At 69.3% G+C, this 17,704-nt stretch carries 14 protein-coding genes; 5 read left to right on the top strand and 9 right to left on the bottom strand.

Going from position 1 to position 17,704, the window contains the following annotated elements; genetic code table 11:
* Positions 1–12: 12 nt before the first annotated feature.
* Positions 13–702: a response regulator gene (locus AC5P6H_RS03865; protein ID WP_014648775.1), complete on the bottom strand. Its 690-nt coding sequence runs from the start codon at positions 700–702 to the stop codon at positions 13–15.
* Positions 699–2,090 (bottom strand): sensor histidine kinase efflux regulator BaeS, encoded by a 1,392-nt coding sequence (gene baeS / locus AC5P6H_RS03860; protein WP_049442029.1) that lies wholly within the window; start codon positions 2,088–2,090, stop codon positions 699–701. The genes AC5P6H_RS03865 and baeS overlap by 4 nt, the downstream gene beginning before the upstream one ends.
* Before the next feature lie 128 nt (positions 2,091–2,218).
* Between baeS and smeA the strand changes: the two genes are divergently transcribed.
* The 3 genes from smeA to smeC are packed head-to-tail and all read left to right on the top strand — an operon-like array spanning position 2,219 to position 7,989.
* Positions 2,219–3,415, top strand: a complete 1,197-nt coding sequence (gene smeA, locus AC5P6H_RS03855) for a multidrug efflux RND transporter periplasmic adaptor subunit SmeA (RefSeq protein ID WP_197575366.1) — start codon at positions 2,219–2,221, stop codon at positions 3,413–3,415.
* A gap of 12 nt (positions 3,416–3,427) precedes the next feature.
* Positions 3,428–6,577 (top strand): multidrug efflux RND transporter permease subunit SmeB, encoded by a 3,150-nt coding sequence (smeB, locus tag AC5P6H_RS03850; protein ID WP_262225233.1) that lies wholly within the window; start codon positions 3,428–3,430, stop codon positions 6,575–6,577.
* Entirely contained in the window at positions 6,574–7,989 is a 1,416-nt protein-coding gene (smeC, locus tag AC5P6H_RS03845) for a multidrug efflux transporter outer membrane subunit SmeC (RefSeq protein ID WP_262225235.1), read from the top strand. Before smeB ends, smeC begins: the two co-directional genes overlap by 4 nt.
* Positions 7,990–8,101: 112 nt before the next feature.
* Here smeC and mnmG read toward each other — a convergent pair whose 3' ends face one another.
* Together mnmG and AC5P6H_RS03835 are read right to left on the bottom strand one after the other, a co-directional pair.
* The gene (gene mnmG, locus AC5P6H_RS03840) at positions 8,102–9,991 is read right to left on the bottom strand and encodes a tRNA uridine-5-carboxymethylaminomethyl(34) synthesis enzyme MnmG (RefSeq protein ID WP_227864355.1); all 1,890 of its coding nucleotides are present in this window, start codon (positions 9,989–9,991) and stop codon (positions 8,102–8,104) included.
* A 547-nt stretch (positions 9,992–10,538) separates the two neighbouring features.
* Positions 10,539–11,030 (bottom strand): hypothetical protein, encoded by a 492-nt coding sequence (locus AC5P6H_RS03835; protein ID WP_032957537.1) that lies wholly within the window; start codon positions 11,028–11,030, stop codon positions 10,539–10,541.
* A 160-nt stretch (positions 11,031–11,190) separates the two neighbouring features.
* Here AC5P6H_RS03835 and AC5P6H_RS03830 point away from each other — a divergent pair, with 160 nt between their 5' ends.
* Positions 11,191–12,153 (top strand): pyridoxal-phosphate dependent enzyme, encoded by a 963-nt coding sequence (locus AC5P6H_RS03830; RefSeq protein WP_014648768.1) that lies wholly within the window; start codon positions 11,191–11,193, stop codon positions 12,151–12,153.
* Positions 12,138–12,782, top strand: a complete 645-nt coding sequence (locus AC5P6H_RS03825) for a YdcF family protein (protein WP_032957535.1) — start codon at positions 12,138–12,140, stop codon at positions 12,780–12,782. The genes AC5P6H_RS03830 and AC5P6H_RS03825 overlap by 16 nt, the downstream gene beginning before the upstream one ends.
* A gap of 77 nt (positions 12,783–12,859) precedes the next feature.
* On the opposite strand, the gene bioC is transcribed toward AC5P6H_RS03825, so the two are convergent.
* The 5 genes from bioC to bioB all read right to left on the bottom strand — a co-directional run bounded on the left by bioC (position 12,860) and on the right by bioB (position 17,698).
* Positions 12,860–13,744 carry a malonyl-ACP O-methyltransferase BioC gene (gene bioC / locus AC5P6H_RS03820; protein ID WP_495202323.1) on the bottom strand — a complete coding sequence of 295 codons (885 nt, stop codon included), beginning with the start codon at positions 13,742–13,744 and terminating at the stop codon, positions 12,860–12,862.
* A gap of 12 nt (positions 13,745–13,756) precedes the next feature.
* The gene (locus AC5P6H_RS03815; RefSeq protein WP_111206568.1) at positions 13,757–14,536 is read right to left on the bottom strand and encodes an SDR family oxidoreductase; all 780 of its coding nucleotides are present in this window, start codon (positions 14,534–14,536) and stop codon (positions 13,757–13,759) included.
* Positions 14,537–14,565: 29 nt separating this feature from the next.
* Positions 14,566–15,345, bottom strand: coding sequence for a pimeloyl-ACP methyl ester esterase BioH (gene bioH, locus AC5P6H_RS03810; RefSeq protein ID WP_014648764.1), 780 nt, complete (start codon positions 15,343–15,345; stop codon positions 14,566–14,568).
* Between the two features lie 18 nt (positions 15,346–15,363).
* Complete coding sequence (gene bioF / locus AC5P6H_RS03805; protein WP_197605265.1) at positions 15,364–16,587, bottom strand: 8-amino-7-oxononanoate synthase; 1,224 nt, start codon at positions 16,585–16,587, stop codon at positions 15,364–15,366.
* Between the two features lie 67 nt (positions 16,588–16,654).
* On the bottom strand, positions 16,655–17,698 hold the full coding sequence (gene bioB / locus AC5P6H_RS03800) for a biotin synthase BioB (protein WP_495202322.1): 1,044 nt from the start codon (positions 17,696–17,698) through the stop codon (positions 16,655–16,657).
* Between the last annotated feature and the right edge of the window lie 6 nt (positions 17,699–17,704).

Below are 17,704 nucleotides of genomic sequence, written 5' to 3'. Positions count from 1 at the left end.
CGGCACTACCGGCTAGGGTTCGTAGCTGTAGCCCATGCCGTACACCGAACGGATCGGTTCGCCTTCCATGCCGGCGTCGGCCAGCTTGCGGCGCAGGTTGCGCACATGGCTGTCGACGGTGCGGTCGACCACCACGCGGTGGTCCAGGTAGAGGCGGTCGAGCAGCTCATCGCGCGCCCAGATCCGGCCGGGCGTGGCCAGCAGGGTGCGCAGCAGGCGGTATTCCACCGGCGTCAGGTCCAGGCCCTTGCCGTTCCAGGTGGCGCGTGCCGCCGGTTCGTCGATGTGCAGCCCGCTGTTGGCGCGTGCAGCGGGGTCCGGGCGGTAACGGCGCAGCACTGCCACCACCCGCGCCACCACCTCGCGCGGACTGAACGGCTTGCAGATGTAGTCGTCGGCACCGATGTCCAGGCCCAGCAGGCGGTCGATCTCTTCCACCCGCGCGGTGACCATGATCACCGGTACGTCGCTGCCGGCGCGCAGTTCGCGGCACAGGTCCACGCCATCGCGTTGCGGCAGCATCAGGTCCAGCAGCACCAGGTCGGGCTGGTAGCGCGCGAATGCGTCGATCACCTGGCCGCCATCGTCCACCCATTCGCTGGTCATGCCGGCGGCGGCCAGGTAGTCGCGCAGCACCGAGGCCAGGCGTGGCTCATCCTCGACGATCAGGATCTTCGCGGACGCGGCGGGGGACAGGCTCATGCGGACTCCGGCAGGGTGACGACCACGCGCAGCCCGCCCAGCGGCGAGGGCTCGGCGTGGATATGGCCGTGGTGGGCGAGGATGATGTTGTGGCTGATGGCCAGGCCCAGCCCGCTGCCGCCGCTGGCGCGGTTGCGCGAACTCTCCACCCGGTAGAAGCGCTCGAACAGCAGCGCGCACTTGTCGGCCGGTACGCCCGGCGCGGTGTCTTCCACGATCAGCTGCACGCCGGCGGGCACGCGCGCAGCCTGCACGCGCACGCGGCCGCCGCCATGGGTATAGCGCAGTGCGTTTTCCAGCAGGTTGGCCAGCACCTGCTGCAGGCGGCGCTCGTCACCGGACACCTGCAGCGGTGTGGCGGGCAGCGCTTCTTCCAGTGCCAGCCCCGCCGTGGAGAAGCGCACGCGCATGCCATTGAGCTCGCTGCGCACCAGCGCCACCAGGTCCAGCGGGGCGAAGCGGTAGGCCAGGCCGCCGGACTGGGTCATCGACAGGTCGTGCAGGTCGTCGATCAGCTTGCCCAGCTGGCGGATCTCGCCCTGCAGGGCACCCAGGTTGGCGCGGTCCAGCGGGCGGATACCATCCTCGATCGCCTCCAGTTCGGCGCGCACCACCGCCAGCGGCGTGCGCAGTTCGTGCGAGATGTCGGCAATGAAGGCGCGGCGGTTGCGCTCGGTGTCGTCCAGCGCCTGCGCCATCCGGTTGAAGTCGTTGACCAGTGCATCCAGCTCGTCATCGCTGGTGCGCTCGATGCGGGTGGCGTAGTCGCCGGCGGCGAGCCGGTGGGTGGCGGCGGCCAGCTTGGCCAGGCGCTGGCGCAGCGCGCGCGACACCAGCCAGGCCAGCACTACGGTCACCAGCAGCAGCGAGATGCCGATCACCCACCATGCGCGCATCTGGGTGTTGTAGAAATTCAGGTCGTTGGTAGCGATGACGGTCTGGAACGGCACCATGCCCAGCCAGCCGACGGTGTGTCCGTCCACCTGCACACTGTGCGGCTCGTCGTCGCTGATCGCGTCCGGGTTGCCGGCCACGAACCGATGCTGCGCATCGAACAGGCCCAGCCGCGAGGGAACGCCGGTCTGGTCGGACAGCGGCGGCACGGGCCCCTCGTGCCCATGGCCCAGGTCCGGGCGCAGCAGCCGCGCCCAGCGGTCACTGTCACCGCGCAGATGCTCCCAGCCGCCTTGCGTGCGGTACTCGCGCTGCAGGTGTGGCATCACGCGCTGCATGCGCAGGTCGCCCTGGTCGTTGAGGTAGTCCAGGAAGCCGGTCTGGAACGCCACGCGGCTGGCAATGCCGTTCACTGCCAGCACCAGCAGGCAGGCGGTGAAGATCGCGAGGAAGGTCTTCGCGGTCAGGCCGAATTTGAATCGAATCTTCGCCATCGCCGGGCCATTAGCGGCGCATGCGGCGCCGAAAGCAAGCGCCCGCTGAGCCGGTCGCACAATCTCCATATTCTCTGCACACTTTCACGGCAGCGTGCACGGGTCAACGAAAGGCCCCCACGCCCCCCATGTCACTCCTGCGTCCGCTGTTCCGCTCCCCCCGTGCGTTGTTGTTGCCCCTGCTGCTGGGCCTGGCGGCCTGCTCGGCGGGCAGGACCGAGGCCCCGGCCACCCCCGAAGTCGGCGTCATCACCGCCCGCGCGCAACCGCTGGCACTGCAGCGGACCCTGCCCGGCCGGGCGGTGCCGTTCGAGGTGTCCGAGGTGCGGCCGCAGATCGGTGGGCTGATCCGCCAGCGGTTGTTCACCGAAGGCCAGCAGGTCAAGGCCGGGCAGCTGCTGTACCAGGTCGATCCGGCGCCGTACCAGGCCGCCTTCGATACCGCGCGTGGCCAGCTGGCGCAGGCCGAGGCCGCTGTGCTGTCGGCGCAGCCGAAGGCCGAGCGCACCCGTACGCTGCTGGGCATGGACGCGGCCAGCAAGCAGGACGCCGACGATGCCACCTCGGCACTGAAGCAGGCCCAGGCCAACGTGATTGCCGCGCGCGCGGCATTGCAGGCCGCGCGGATCAACCTGGACTACACCCGGGTGACCGCACCGATCGACGGCCGCATCGGTACCTCCAGCGTCACCGCCGGCGCGCTGGTCGCCGCCGGCCAGGACGCGGCGCTGGCGACCATTCAACGGCTGGACCCGGTCTATCTGGATGTGACCCAGTCCAGCACGCAGATGCTGGCGCTGCGCAAGCAGCTCGACGCCGGCCTGGTGAAGGCCATCGATGGCAAGGCCCAGGTGAAGGTGCTGCTGGAGGACGGCAGCACCTATGCCCATGAGGGCACGCTGGAGTTCGTCGGCAGCGCAGTCGATCCAGGCACCGGCAACGTGGTGCTGCGCGCGGTCATTCCGAACCCGGAGGGCCTGCTTCTGCCGGGCATGTACCTGAAGGCGGTGTTGCCGATGGCCACCGATGCGCGTGCCCTGCTGGTGCCGCAGAAGGCGGTGCTGCGCAATGAACGTGGCGAGCCGCTGCTGCGCCTGCTCGACGCAGAGGATCGCGTGGTCGAGCGGCGGGTCAGCACCGGCCAGGTGGTGGGCAACCAGTGGCAGATCACGCAGGGCCTGAAGGCTGGCGAGCGGGTGATCGTCAGCAACGGCAGTGCGGTAGCGCTGGGCCAGCAGGTGAAGGCGGTGGCGGCCACCACGGCGCAGCTGGCGGCGATGCCGGCGGTCGACCCGAACGGCAACACCGACGAAAAGTCGCACTGAGGCCTGCCGCGCATGGTTCGTTTCTTCATCGACCGGCCGATCTTTGCCTGGGTGATCGCCATCGCGGTCAGCCTGCTCGGCCTGCTCGCGATCCTGATCCTGCCGGTGGACCGCTACCCGCAGATCGCCCCGCCCACCATCACCATCCGCGCCACCTACACCGGCGCCTCGTCGCAGACCGTGGAAAACGCGGTCACCCAGGTCATCGAGCAGTCCCAGCAGAGCCTGGACCACCTGATGTACATGACCTCGACCAGTGCTTCCGATGGCTCGGCGCAGGTCAACCTGGTGTTCGCCACCGGCACCAACCCGGACACCGCGCAGGTGCAGGTGCAGAATCAGCTGCAGGCCGCGATGGCGACGCTGCCGCAGGCGGTGCAGCAGAACGGCCTGACCATCACCAAGTCCAGCGGTTCGATCTTCGAGGTGCTGTCGTTCACCAGCGAAGACGGCAGCATGGACAACTTCGATGTCGCCAACTTCATGGAAGCGCGCATCGACGACCAGATCAGCCGCGTCAGCGGTGTCGGCAACATCCAGCCGATCGGCCAGGAATACGCCATGCGTATCTGGCTGGACCCGGAAAAGATGCGCCAGTACGCGCTGATGCCGTCGGACATCGAGACCGCACTGCAGGCGCAGAACACCGACGTGTCGGCCGGTGAACTCGGTGGCCAGCCGGCGCTGAAGGGCCAGCAGCTGGACGCGACCGTGACCGCGCGCAGCCGCCTGCACACGCCCGAGCAGTTCGCGCAGGTGGTGCTCAAGGCCGATGCCAATGGCAGCGTGGTGCACCTGGGCGACGTGGCGACGATCGGCCTGGGCCCGGAAAGCTATGACAGCATCAGCACGTTCAACGGCAAGCCGTCGGCCTCGCTGGGCATCGAGCTCAACGCCGGTGCCAACGCCATCGCCGTCTCCAAGGCCGTCGAGGCACGACTGCAGCAGCTGCAGAAGTACTGGCCGCATGGCTACACCTACCACGTGGCGTTCACCACCACGCCGTTCGTGACCATCTCGCTGAAGGAAGTGGTGATCACCCTGATCGAGGCGATCGCGCTGGTCGTGCTGGTGATGTACCTGTTCCTGCAGAACTGGCGGGCCACGCTGATCCCGACCATCGCGGTGCCGGTGGTGCTGCTGGGCACCTTCGGCGTGCTGGCCGCCTTCGGCTATTCGATCAATACGCTGACCATGTTCGCGCTGGTGCTGGCCATCGGCCTGCTGGTGGACGACGCCATCGTGGTGGTGGAGAACGTGGAGCGGGTGATGACCTTCGAAGGGCTGGCACCGAAGCCAGCCACGTTGAAGGCGATGGGCCAGATCACCGGCGCGCTGGTCGGCATCGTGCTGGTGCTGACCGCGGTGTTCCTGCCGATGGCGTTCTTCAGCGGTGTCACCGGCGTGATCTATCGCCAGTTCTCGGTGACGATCGCCGCTGCGATGATCCTGTCGGTGCTGGTGGCGATGACCATCACCCCGGCGCTGTGCGGCAGCATCCTGCACCAGATTCCCAAGGGCGGCCATCCGCATGGCGACCACGCTGGCGAGCCGGGCCTGCTGGGCAAGTTCTTCATCTGGTTCAACCATCGCTTCGAGCGCACCTCCAACCGACTGCGCCATCGCGTCGACCGCTTCCTCGGCCGGCGCACGCTGGGCGTACTGTTCTACCTGGTGCTGAGCGTGGCCACCGGCCTGTTGTTGTGGCACCTGCCGGGCGCGTTCCTGCCCGATGAAGACCAGGGCATGCTCAACGCGCTGGTGAAGCTGCCCGCCGGGTCCACCCTGGAGCAGACCCGTGCCGTGATGGATCGCCTGAGCGCCGCCGCGGTGAAGGACGACAGCGTACTGTCAATCCAGGCCACCGCAGGTTTCAGTGTCAGCGGCAGTGGCCAGAACGTCGGCCAGGCCTTCATCCGGCTGAAGGATTGGGACGACCGCAAGGACGATGCCGATACCATCGCCGCGCGCTTGACCGCGGCCATGGCCAGCGTGCCCGATGCGCAGGTGTTCATCACCTCGCCACCGGCCATCCTCGGCCTCGGCGATGCCGGTGGCTTCACCCTGGAACTGCAGGACGAAGGCGGTGCCGGCCATGCCGCCGCCGTGGCCGCGCGCAACACGCTGCTGAAGGACGCTGCCAAGGATCCGAAGCTGGTCAACGTGCGCTACGCCAGCCTGGAAGACGCGCCGGTGTACGCGGTGAAGGTGGACGACGCCAAGGCGCAGGCGATGGGCGTCAATCCGCAGGACATCAATGACACCTTGAACGCCGCGCTGGGTGGCGACTTCGTCAACAACTTCATCTACAAGGGCCGCATCAAGAAGGTGTTCATCCAGGGCACGGCCGAAGCCCGCATGCAGCCGCAGGACATCGAGCGCTGGAGCGTGCGCAACCAGGCCGGCCAGATGGTGCCGCTGTCGTCGCTGGTCAGTGCGCACTGGACCAGTGCACCGGCCGCATTGCAGCGCTACAACGGCGTGTCGGCGATGGAGATCACCGGCCAGCCGGCGCCAGGCGTCAGTTCCGGCGAGGCGATGGCCGAGATCGCGCGCCTGGCCGACACACTGCCGGATGGCTTCAGCCACGCCTGGTCGGACATGGCCTACCAGGAACAGCTGTCGGGCAACCAGGCGCCGATGCTGTACGCCATCTCGCTGCTGTTCGTGTTCCTGTGCCTGGCCGCGCTGTATGAAAGCTGGGCGGTACCGTTCGCGGTGATGCTGGCGGTGCCGGTAGGCGTGTTCGGCGCCGTGCTGATGATGAACCTGCGTGGCCTCAACAACGACGTGTACTTCCAGGTCGGTCTGTTGACCACGATTGGCCTGGCTGCGAAGAACGGCATCCTGATCGTCGAGTTCGCGCGCATCCTCGAGCAGCAGGGCAAGCGCACCCGCGAAGCGATCCTGCAGGCGGTCTATCTGCGGCTGCGCCCGATCGTGATGACCTCGCTGGCGTTCCTGATGGGTGTGTTGCCGCTGGTGTTCGCCACCGGCGCCGGTTCGGCCGCGCGCCGTTCGCTGGGTACCGGCGTGGCCGGCGGCACGGTTGCCTCGATGGTGCTGGGCATGTTCTTCGTGCCGTTGTTCTACCTGCTGGTGCGCCGCCTGTTCCCGGGCCGTGCGCCGGCCGACGCCACTGCCCCGGAGGCACGCCCATGAAGCCGATGCTGCTGCGCGCCCTGGCGGCCGCAACGATGACCACCGTGCTGGGCGGCTGCGTGAGCATGGCCCCGCACTACCAGCGCCCCGAGGCGCCGGTGCCGGCACAGTTCGCCAATGCCGCCACCGGCGAGACCGGGCCAGCACTGGCGATGCCGGCCTGGCGCGAGGTGTTCCTGGAACCGCGCCTGCAGCAGGTCATCGCGCTGGCACTGCAGAACAACCGCGACCTGCGCGTGGCGGTGCTGCAGGTGGAGAAGGAACGCGCGCAGTACCGCATCCAGCGTGCGGCGCTGCTGCCATCGGTGGATGCCAGCGGCAGCATCACCCGCTCGCGGGTGAGTGATGCCAACAGCGAGATCGGCGTCAGCCAGGTGACCGAAGCCGATGCCGTGCAGGTGGGCTTCAGCAGCTGGGAACTGGACCTGTTCGGGCGCATCCGCAGCCTGAAGAACGAGGCTCTGCAGAACTGGCTGGCCAGTGCCGAGAACCAGCGTGCGGCGCGCACCAGCCTGGTCGCCGAAGTGGCCACGGCCTGGCTGGCGCTGGCGGCCGACGAGCAGTCGCTGGCGTTCACCCGGCAGACGCTGGACAGTCAGCAGCAGACCCTGCAGCGCACCGAGGCCCGCCATGCACAAGGCCTGGCCTCGGGCCTGGACCTGTCGCAGGTGCAGACCAGTGTGGACGCCGCGCGCGCTGCGCTGGCCAGGCTGCAGACCCAGCAGGCGCAGGATCGTGATGCGCTGCAGTTACTGGTGGGTGCTCCGCTGGACGCGGCATTGCTGCCCAGCGCACAGGCACTGGACGGCACCGTGGGGCTGGCGCCGTTGCCTTCCAACCTGCCCTCGAGCGTGCTGCTGCAGCGTCCGGACGTGCTGTCCGCCGAACACGCGTTGCAGGCGGCCAACGCCGATATCGGCGCCGCGCGCGCCGCGTTCTTCCCGACGCTGACGCTGACTGCCAACTACGGCCACAGCTCCACCGCGTTGTCGACGCTGTTCTCGGCCGGCACCCGCGGCTGGTCGTTCGCGCCCAGCATCACGGCGCCGATCTTCCACGCCGGTGCGTTGAAGGCCTCACTGGATGCCTCGAAGATTGGCAAGGACATCGGCATCGCGCAGTACGAGAAGGCGATCCAGCAGGCCTTCAGTGAAGTGGCCGATGCCCTGGCCACGCGCGATCACCTGGGCGCGCAGATGGAGGCACAACGGGCACTGGTCGCCGCCAGCCAGCGCAGCTACACGCTGGCCGAGGCGCGCTATCGCACCGGGCTGGACGGCTATCTGCAGGCGCTGGATGCGCAGCGCAGCCTGTTTGCCGCGCAGCAGGACCTGATCGCGCTGCAGCAGCAGGAAGCGGGAAACCGGGTGACGCTGTTCAAGGTGCTGGGCGGTGGCGCAGACGCACGGTAACGCGCCCTGCTCTGGTAGGTGCCGACCTTAGTCGGCACGGAAGCATGGAGTGTCGCGATCTGATGATTCGTGCCGACCAAGGTCGGCACCCACCAGAAGCGGACGGTGCTGCCTACGCCACGCGGCCCCGGCGTGCACGCTCCAGGTGCACCAGCAGCAGCGAGATTGCCGCGGGGGTCATGCCCGGGATGCGCTGCGCCTGGCCGATGGTCTGCGGGCGCACGCGCTCCAGTTTCTGCAGCGCTTCGGCCGACAGCCCGCGCACCGTGGCGTAGTCGAAGCCTTCGGCGATCGGCGTGGCTTCATGCCGCTGCTGGCGCTCGATCTCCTCGCGCTGGCGGTCCAGGTAGCCGGCGTACTTCACGCCGATCTCCACCTGCTCGGCCACCTTGGCGTCGGCCACGGCCGGGCCCAGCGACGGCACCTGCATCAGCTGCGCGTAATCCAGCTCGGGGCGCTTGATCAGGTCCAGCACGTTGGTTTCGCGGCTGACCGCCACGCCCAGCGTGTCCTGCACTTCGCGGCCCAGCGCATTGGCCGGGGTCGCCCACAGCGCGCCCAGGCGCGCGCGCTCGGCGGCGACGGCGGCCTGCTTGGTCTCGAACGCGCTCCAGCGCTGGTCATCCACCAGGCCCATCTCGCGGCCGGCCGGGGTCAGGCGCTGGTCGGCGTTGTCCTCGCGCAGCTGCAGGCGGTATTCGGCGCGGCTGGTGAACATGCGGTACGGCTCGTTGGTACCGTGGGTGATCAGGTCATCCACCAGCACGCCCAGGTAGGCCTCGTCGCGACGCGGGCACCAGCCGTCCAGCCCACGCACCTGGCGTGCGGCGTTGAGGCCGGCCAGCAGGCCCTGCGCGGCGGCTTCTTCATAGCCGGTGGTGCCGTTGATCTGGCCGGCGAAGAACAGGCCGTTGACCAGCTTGGTTTCCAGCGAAGCCTTCAACCCGCGTGGATCGAAGAAGTCGTACTCGATCGCGTAGCCGGGGCGGGTGATGTGCGCGTTGCCGAAGCCGCGGATGCTGCGCACCATCTCCAGCTGCACGTCGAACGGCAGCGAGGTGGAGATGCCGTTGGGGTAGATCTCGACGATGCCCAGGCCTTCGGGTTCGACGAAGATCTGGTGGCTGGCCTTCTCGGCGAAGCGCACCACCTTGTCCTCGATGGACGGGCAGTAGCGCGGGCCGATGCCTTCGATCTGGCCGCTGTACAGCGGCGAGCGGTGCAGCGCGTCGCGGATGATCTGGTGGGTCTGTTCGGTGGTGTGGGTGATCCAGCAGCTGACCTGCTGCGGATGCTCGTCCACCGAACCCAGGAAGGACATCACCGGGCGCGGCGAATCGCCGGGCTGCTCGTCCATCACGCTGTAGTCCAGCGAGCGGCCGTCGATGCGCGGTGGCGTGCCGGTCTTCAGGCGGTCCACCTGGAACGGGCGCTCGCGCAGGCGCGCCGCCAGCGTGGTGGCCGGCGGGTCGCCCATGCGGCCGGCGGCGTACTGGGTCGGGCCGACATGGATCTTGCCGGCCAGGAAGGTGCCGGCGGTCAGCACCACGGCCTCGGCATCGAAGCGCAGGCCGGTCTGGGTGATGACCCCGCGCACGGCGTCGCCGTCGATGACCAGGTCATCGACGGCCGCCTGGAACACGGTCAGGTTGGCCTGGCCTTCAACGATGGCGCGGATCGCCATGCGGTACAGGTTGCGGTCGGCCTGGCAGCGGGTGGCGCGCACGGCCGGGCCCTTGGAGGCATTGAGGGTGCGCCACTGGATGCCGGCACGGTCGGCGGCATGCGCCATCGCACCGCCCAGGGCGTCGATTTCCTTGACCAGGTGGCCCTTGCCGATGCCTCCGATGGCCGGGTTGCAGCTCATCGCGCCCACCGTTTCGATGTTGTGGGTCAGCAGCAGGGTGCGCACGCCGGTACGGGCCGCGGCCAGCGCGGCTTCGGTGCCGGCGTGGCCACCGCCGATGACGATGACGTCGTAACGATGGAAGGACGGGTTCATGGGGCTGTTCAGCTGGGGGCAGGCGCGGCCGGGGCGGCGCCGGGGTGGCGATTTTAGCGCCATTCGGGGCCGCGGCGTCGGTGCCGGCCGGCCGGCGTCGAAATCAGCCCTAAAGTTGGCAGGATTATTGCAGATAACCCAATAGCACCCACCGTGGCTGGCGCCGCAGGCGCCCGTGACCGGAATTGGAACAGGGGCCGGTACAGGCGCACGGTGGGGGAGCAGAGGGCCGGCAGTCGGGGGACTGTCCGGCCCTGTTTTTTTGGGATTGCCGGGAAAGGCCCGACCACGCATGGCGTGGATCTACCGACGCTGGGGCTCTCTCCGGTTGGCGACCCGGCAAAACAGACGGCCCCGCAGTGCGGGGCCGTCTGTCTTCAGAGGTGCCGACATCCGACAGGGCCGGAACAGGGGGGATCCAGATGTTCCTGTCGGATATCGACGTAGAGATTTTTGCGGCGGCCCGTCTCGCTTTTTGTCACTTTGTGACGCGGGCCGTCACCGGTTCCGTAGAGTGCAACCTGGACCGGGTGAAATGCAAGACGGTTCAGCGCTCAACTGTGCGCTGCGTCCCACGATCCATGTTGCGCCACGGGGAACCGTTCATCCTCGGCGCGCTCGGCGCCGGGGTCGGACGGGCCGGCGGCGGCGGCGCCGACGGCTGGATGTTCGACTGCGGCGGGCGACGCATCGAGTCCATGTTCCGCCACGGCGAACCGCCGTTGTACGACGGCCGCGGCGGCGGCGGCGGACGGTTCTCGCCACCGTTGCCGGGCGGGCGCGGTGGCGGACGGTGGTTGTGCGGCGGGCGGTAGATCGGGCGCGAGTAGTACGGATTGCCATAGCCGCCGTAGTAGCCGCCATAGCCGCCGTAGTAAGGGTAGCCGTAGTTGTAGGGATAGCCGGCCGGGTAGCGGTACTCCACCGACGGCGCACCGTGGTAGTAGCTGCCGCTGCGGCCACCGCCGACATAGTCGTAGGTGGTGCAGCCGGTCAGGGCCAGCAACAGGCCACCGGCAAGCATCAGGCGCGTTTTCATGGTGGGTCCCCCCAGAGGACGGGTTGTGCAGTCAGCTTCGTGCGCAGGCGTTGAATCGGCCCTTAACTTCACTGCCCAGGATGAATGGAGGTGAAGGCCCTCATGCTGGCATGACCTGTGCCGGGGTCGCCAGCGTGGGGCCATACGTTAATCTTGCGTCATGAGCGATTCACTGTTGCCCCGTGCCGACGATGTCCTGGCTGCCGCTGCGCGGATCGCGCCGCACGCCAGCGTGACCCCGGTGCTGCGCTCGCGCACGCTTGATGCGCTGGCCGGCGCGCAGCTGGCGTTCAAGGCCGAGCACCTGCAGCGCGGCGGCGCATTCAAGTTCCGCGGGGCCTGCAACGCGGTGTGGTCGCTGGATGCCGATCGCGCCCGTGCCGGCGTGGTCACCCATTCGTCCGGCAACCACGGCGCTGCCCTGGCCCTGGCCGCGCGCACCCGTGGCATTCCCTGCCACGTGGTGGTGCCCGAAGGTGCGGTGGCGGCCAAGCTGGCCAACATCGCCCGCCACGGTGCCACGCTCTGGCGCTGCCCGCCGACCATCGCCGACCGCGAGGCCGCCTGCGCCAAAGTACAGGCCGATACCGGCGCGACCCTGGTCCATCCCTATGCGGACCCGGCGGTGATGGCCGGGCAGGGCACCGCGGCCCTGGAGCTGCTGCACAGCGACGGTCCGTTCGACGTGCTGGTAGTCCCAGTCGGAGGGGGCGGCCTGGCCAGCGGTACCGCCCGGGCCCTGCAGTTCGCCAGTCCCCAGACCCGGCTGGTGCTGGCCGAACCGGCCGGTGCCGACGACACCGCGCGCTCGCTGGCCGCAGGCGAGCGCCAGGGCGCGTTCACCCCTGACACCATCTGCGACGGCCTGCGTACCCTGATCGGCGCCCCCAACTTCGCGCTGCTGCGCGCGGCCGGCGTCGAGGTGATCGTGGTCGACGACGCCGCCACCATGGCCGCGATGCGCCTGCTGTGGGAGGTGCTCAAGCAGGTGGTCGAGCCGTCCTCGGCCACCGTGCTGGCCGCGGTACTGGCACAGCCGCAGCGGTTTGCCGGCCTGCGGGTGGGCCTGGTGCTGTCCGGTGGCAATGTCGACCTGCCCGCGCTGCGTTGGGGGGCGCCTTGAGCCGCGACGGGCACCGGCCCCGCACCGGCCTGCTGGGCTGGCTGTGGCGGCTGTTCGTGCTGCTGGTGGTCTGGCTGCTGGGCGTGACCGCCTGGATCGTCTGGGTGGGGGAGCGCGACCAGGCAGCCAAGGCCGACGCCATCATCGTGCTCGGTGCGGCGGCCTATGACGCCAAGCCGTCGCCGGTATTCGAAGAACGCATCCGTCATGGCCTGGATCTCTATGAAGCCCGGTACGCGCCACTGCTGATCTTCACCGGCGGCTACGGTGGCACCGGCGCGCGCTTTTCCGAATCGCAGGTGGCGCGGCGCTATGCGCTCAAGCATGGCGTGCCGGACGATGCGATCCTGATCGAGACCGCCTCGCGCAACACCGTGCAGAACCTGGTCGAGGCCAAGCGGCTGATGGACCAGCGCGACCTGCACCGGGTGATCATCGTCAGCGACCCGTTGCACATGGCGCGCGCGCTGCGCCTGAGCAAGGCGCTGGGCATCGATGCGCTGGCCTCGTCCACGCCCAGCACGCGCTTCCGCAGCTTCCACACCAGCTGGCGCTTCCTGGTGCAGGAAATCTATTTCTTCCACCGCGACCTGGTGCGGCCGCCGCTGAGTTCGCCGGCCAATACCTGAGGGCGGAAACCTGATCTGGGCAGACGCCCATCGTGGAAACGTGAGGTTGCCGGCCAGCGGCCGGCACTACCAGCCGGTCAGGTCTGCCTGCGCCGGATCGGAATCGCCGACACCGGCACCGAGGCCACGTCATGCCCGCCTTCGCGGATCGGTGCGCCCGGGTCCGGTGCCCAGGCGTGGGCGTAGATTACTTCCCAGCTGCTGGGCAGCTTGCCGTCGGCGCGTCGCATCGGTTCATACGCCGCTGCCGCCGCGGCGAAGCGGCCACGCCCGGTCAGCGTGTGGCGGCGGTCCACCCGCGCATTGGTCGCGCCCATCGCGCGCAGCTCCCGCATCAACGAGGGCAGGTCGTCGTAGGTCAGGGTGAACAGGTCGCGGTCCAGCACCGGGTCGCGGAAACCGGCCATCATCAGCGCATCGCCGAACTGGGCGATCTGCGCGAAGCGGCTCACGTGCGGGCGATCATCGGCGGCTGCGAAGGCCTCATTGAGTTCGACCAGCGTGTCCGGGCCGAAGGTGGAGCACAGCAGCAGGCCGCCGGGCTTGAGCACGCGACGGAAGCCGGCGAACACTGCCGGCAGGTCGTCCACCCACTGCAGGCACAGGTTGCTGAAGATCACGTCCACGCTGTTGTCGGCCAGTGGCAGCGCGGCGGCGTCGCCGCACAGGCGCTGGAACGGCTTCCACCAGCCGGCCTGGCGCTTGGCCTGGTCCAGCATCGGCAGCGCCAGGTCCAGCGCGATCACCTGCGCCTTCGGCCAGCGCTTCTTCATCAGCGCACTGGCGTGGCCGGTACCCGCGCCGATGTCCAGCACTACCTCGGGCTTGCGTGCCTCCAGGTAGTCCAGCGATTCCACCAGCCGCGCCTGCACCTCGCGCTGCAGGGCGGCGGCGGCGTCGTAGCTGTTGGCGGCGCGGGCGAACGCGCGGCGGACATGGCGGGCATCGAAGTGGGACGGCATTGCGAAAGTCTCTTAGAACGTACCGGGGTAGGCGCCGCCGTCGATCAGCAGGTTCTGCCCGGTGAGGTAACCGGCCTGTGCGCTGCACAGGAAGGCGCAGGCCGCGCCGAATTCATCCGCCGTGCCGAAGCGGCCGGCGGGGATCTGCTGGCGGCGGCGTTCGGCCACTTCGGCAGCATTGCCGTCCTTGCCCGCACTGTGGGCGAAGTTGGCGCGCAGGCGGTCGGTGTCGAACTGGCCGGGCAGCAGGTTGTTGATGGTGACATTGTGTGCCACGGTGCGGCGCGACAGCCCGGCGACGAAGCCGGTCAGGCCGCTGCGCGCGCCGTTGGACAGCGCCAGGATGTCGATCGGGGCCTTCACCGCCGAAGACGTGATGTTGACGATGCGGCCGAAGCCACGCGCGATCATCGCGTCCACGGTGGCGCGGATCAGCGCGATCGGCGCCAGCATGTTGGCGTCCAGTGCGGCGATCCAGTCGTCGCGCTCGAAACTGCGGAAGTCGCCCGGCGGCGGGCCACCGGCATTGGTGACCAGGATGTCCACCTGCGGGCACGCGGCGAGCGCTGCGGAGCGACCGGCCTCGGTGGTCACGTCGGCGGCGGCCACGCGGACTTCGGCGGCGCCGGGCAGGGCGCGCAGCGCTTCGGCGGCGGCCTGCAGCGCAGCCTCACCACGGGCCACGATCACCACGTTGACGCCCTCGCGCACCAGCGCACGCGCGCAGCCCAGGCCCAGCCCCTTGCTTGCGCCGCAGACCAGTGCCCAGCGGCCGTTGATACCCAGATCCATGCATCAATCCTGCGGAATGAGGAAGGCGCTCATTGTCCGCCATCGGCCGGTGACAGGCCGGCAACGAAGTGTTGCAGGGCGGCGGCCACCTCGTCGGCATGGCCGAGGAAGGGCGCATGGCCGCCGTGGGCGATGGTCAGCGCCTGCGCACCGGGGGCCAGTGCCGCGGCGGCCTGCATTGCCGCCGGAGACACCAGCCGGTCACGCTGGCCGGCGATCCACAGGCTGGGCTTGGCCAGCGTCGGCAGTGCGCCACGCAGGTCGGTGCTTTCCAGCAGGCGCAGGCCTTCCAGCAGGGCGCGTTCGGTGGGTGCACCGCGCTCGACCAGGCGCTGGCGCAGCGTGCGCAGCTCCTCGCGGGCGTGTGCCGAGCCCATGACATCCAGCGCCAGGAAGCGTTCCAGGGTGCCACCGAAGTCGGTGGCCAGCTCGCGCCCGAACTGCTCGAACACCGCCGGCTCCACCGCATGCGGCCAGTCTTCGCCACGCACGAAGCGCGGCGTGGCCGCGATCATCGCCAGCCCGCGCACCTTCGGCAGTGTCGCGGCGGCGTGCAGCGCGAACAGGCCGCCCAGCGACCAGCCGCACCACACCGCAGGCGGCGTGGCCGCGGCAATGGCATTGACCACGAACGGCAGGCGCAGCGGCGTGGTGTCCTCGCGGCTGTGGCCATGGCCCGGCAGATCAACCAGATGCAGGGTGAAGTGATCGGCCAGGCGTTGCACCAACGGCGCGAACACGCCGCCCTGCAGGGCCCAGCCATGGATCAGTACCAGGTCCGGCCCCTGGCCGGTGACGTCGATATGCATGGGGAAACGGCAACAGGCTCAGGCGAAGACAGGCAGCGGCGGTGGCGCGGCCTCACGCGCGGCCAGGTTGACGCGATCGCGCGCGCTGGCAATGGCTTCGACCAGGCCACGCACCTGCTCGGGGGTGTGCAGCGCGGACAGCGTGACGCGCAGGCGCGCCTTGCCTTCGGGAACCGTGGGCGGGCGGATCGCGCCGACCAGCCAACCGGCCTGTTCCAACGCCTGGGACATCGCCACGGCGCGATGGTCATCGCCACACAGCAGCGGCTGGATCGGCGTTTCCGAGGCCATCAGGTCCAGGCCATGGCGGCGGGCTTCGCCGCGGAACAGCGCGATCAGATCGGTCAGTTTCGAGCGCCGCCAGTTGTCACGGCGCGCCAGGCGCACCGCTTCCAGTGCTGCGGCGGCCAGCGCCGGCGGCATCGCAGTGGTGTAGATGTACGGGCGTGCGGTTTCGGCCAGGTGCTGGACCAGGTCGTCGCGGCCCAGCACCAGCGCGCCGGAACCGCCCAGTGCCTTGCCCAGCGTGACCAGCTGCAGCGGCACATCGTCCACGCCCAGCCCGGCGGCGGCCACGGCACCACGGCCATCACCGACCACGCCCACGCCGTGCGCATCGTCCACATAGAACAGCGCCTGCTGCAGGCGTGCCACCAGCGACAATGCACGCAGCGGTGCGATGTCGCCATCCATGCTGAACACACCGTCGGTGGCCAGCATCGCCGCGCCATCGGGCGCGTGCTTGAGCTGGCGCATCGCGCCTTCGGCGTCGAGGTGCGGATAACGGCGCAGGCGCGCACCCGCCAGCCGCGTCGCATCGAGCAGGCTGGCGTGGTTGAGCTTGTCCTGCACGCACACATCGTTCTCTTCGCCCAGCAGCGCCTGCTGCACGGCCAGGTTGGCGGCGAAGCCACTGCCGAACAGCAGCGCGCGCGGGTAGCCCAGCCACTCCGCCACTTCGCGCTCCAGTGCCTCATGCAGAGCGTGGTGGCCGCAGACCAGATGCGAGGCGCCCGCGCCGGAGCCTTCGCGTGCGGCCGCATCCTGCAATGCGTTGACCACGCTGAACTGCTGGGCCAGGCCCAGGTAATCGTTGCTGCAGAAGCCGGTCAGCCACTGGCCGTCCACCTCCAGGCGGACGCCATCACGACGGCTGACCGTGCGCCGCGTGCGGCGACGGCCTTGGGCATCGCGCAGGGCGCGTTGGGCGTGGAGGCGGGCGGTCAGGTCGGGGCGGGCCATGGCGGCTGAATGCGGCGACGGGGCGGCTAGGGTAGCGCGTTGCCGCGGCGCCTGCTTGCGGCCCGTCTCAGGCCGCGTGAGCGCAGCCACAGGCGGGCGCATCGGCGCTGATATCAGCGTGCACGGTGCCGCCGTGGTCGTGGCCCTCGGCATCCACCTGCACCGCCATCGGCTGCAACCCCAGCCGCGCGAACAGGGCCAGGTCGTGCTCGCTCTCCGGGTTGCCGGTGGTCAGCAGCTTGTCGCCGTAGAAGATCGAGTTGGCACCGGCCACGAAGCACAGCGCCTGCAGTTCGTCGCTCATCGCCTCGCGACCGGCCGACAGCCGCACCATCGAACGCGGCATGGCGATGCGTGCCACCGCGATCATGCGCACGAACTCGAACGGATCCAGTTCGGCACTGCCATGCAGTGGCGTGCCCGCCACCTGCACCAGCCTGTTGATCGGCACCGAATCGGGATGCGCCGGCAGCGTGGCCAGCGCCAGCAGCAGGCCCACGCGCTGCGCGCGCGTCTCGCCCATGCCGACAATGCCGCCGCAGCAGGTTTTCAGACCGGCATCGCGCACGTGCGCCAGCGTGTCCAGGCGGTCCTGGTACTGGCGCGTGTGGATGATCGAATCGTAGTAGTCCGGCGCGGTGTCGAGATTGTGGTTGTAGTAGTCCAGGCCGGCGTCCTTCAGCGCACGCGCCTGCTCGCCACTGAGCATGCCCAGCGTGGCGCAGGTTTCCAGGCCCAGCGCCCTCACCCCGGCGATCATCGCCGCCACCTTCGGGATGTCGCGGTCCTTCGGCGATCGCCACGCGGCACCCATGCAGAAGCGCGATGCGCCGGCAGCCTTGGCCTGGCGTGCCTTGGCCAGCACCGCGTCGGTGTCCATCAGCTTCTGCGCGTTCACCCCGGTGCTGTAGCGCTGTGCCTGCGGGCAGTACGCGCAGTCTTCCGGGCAGCCGCCGGTCTTCACCGACAACAGCGTGGACACCTGCACCTGCGCTGGGTCGAAGTGCTCGCGATGGACTGCGGCGGCGCGGAACAGCAGCGCGGGGAACGGCAGATCGAACAGCGCCTGCAGTTCGTCGTGTTGCCAGTCGTGGCGGATGGCAGCAGCCATGGCGGG

Source organism: Stenotrophomonas sp. YJH_SMC_110 (genome assembly GCF_059369255.1).
The sequence above is the reverse complement of the archived record's forward strand: the minus strand, read 5'-3'. Positions and strand labels throughout refer to the sequence as shown.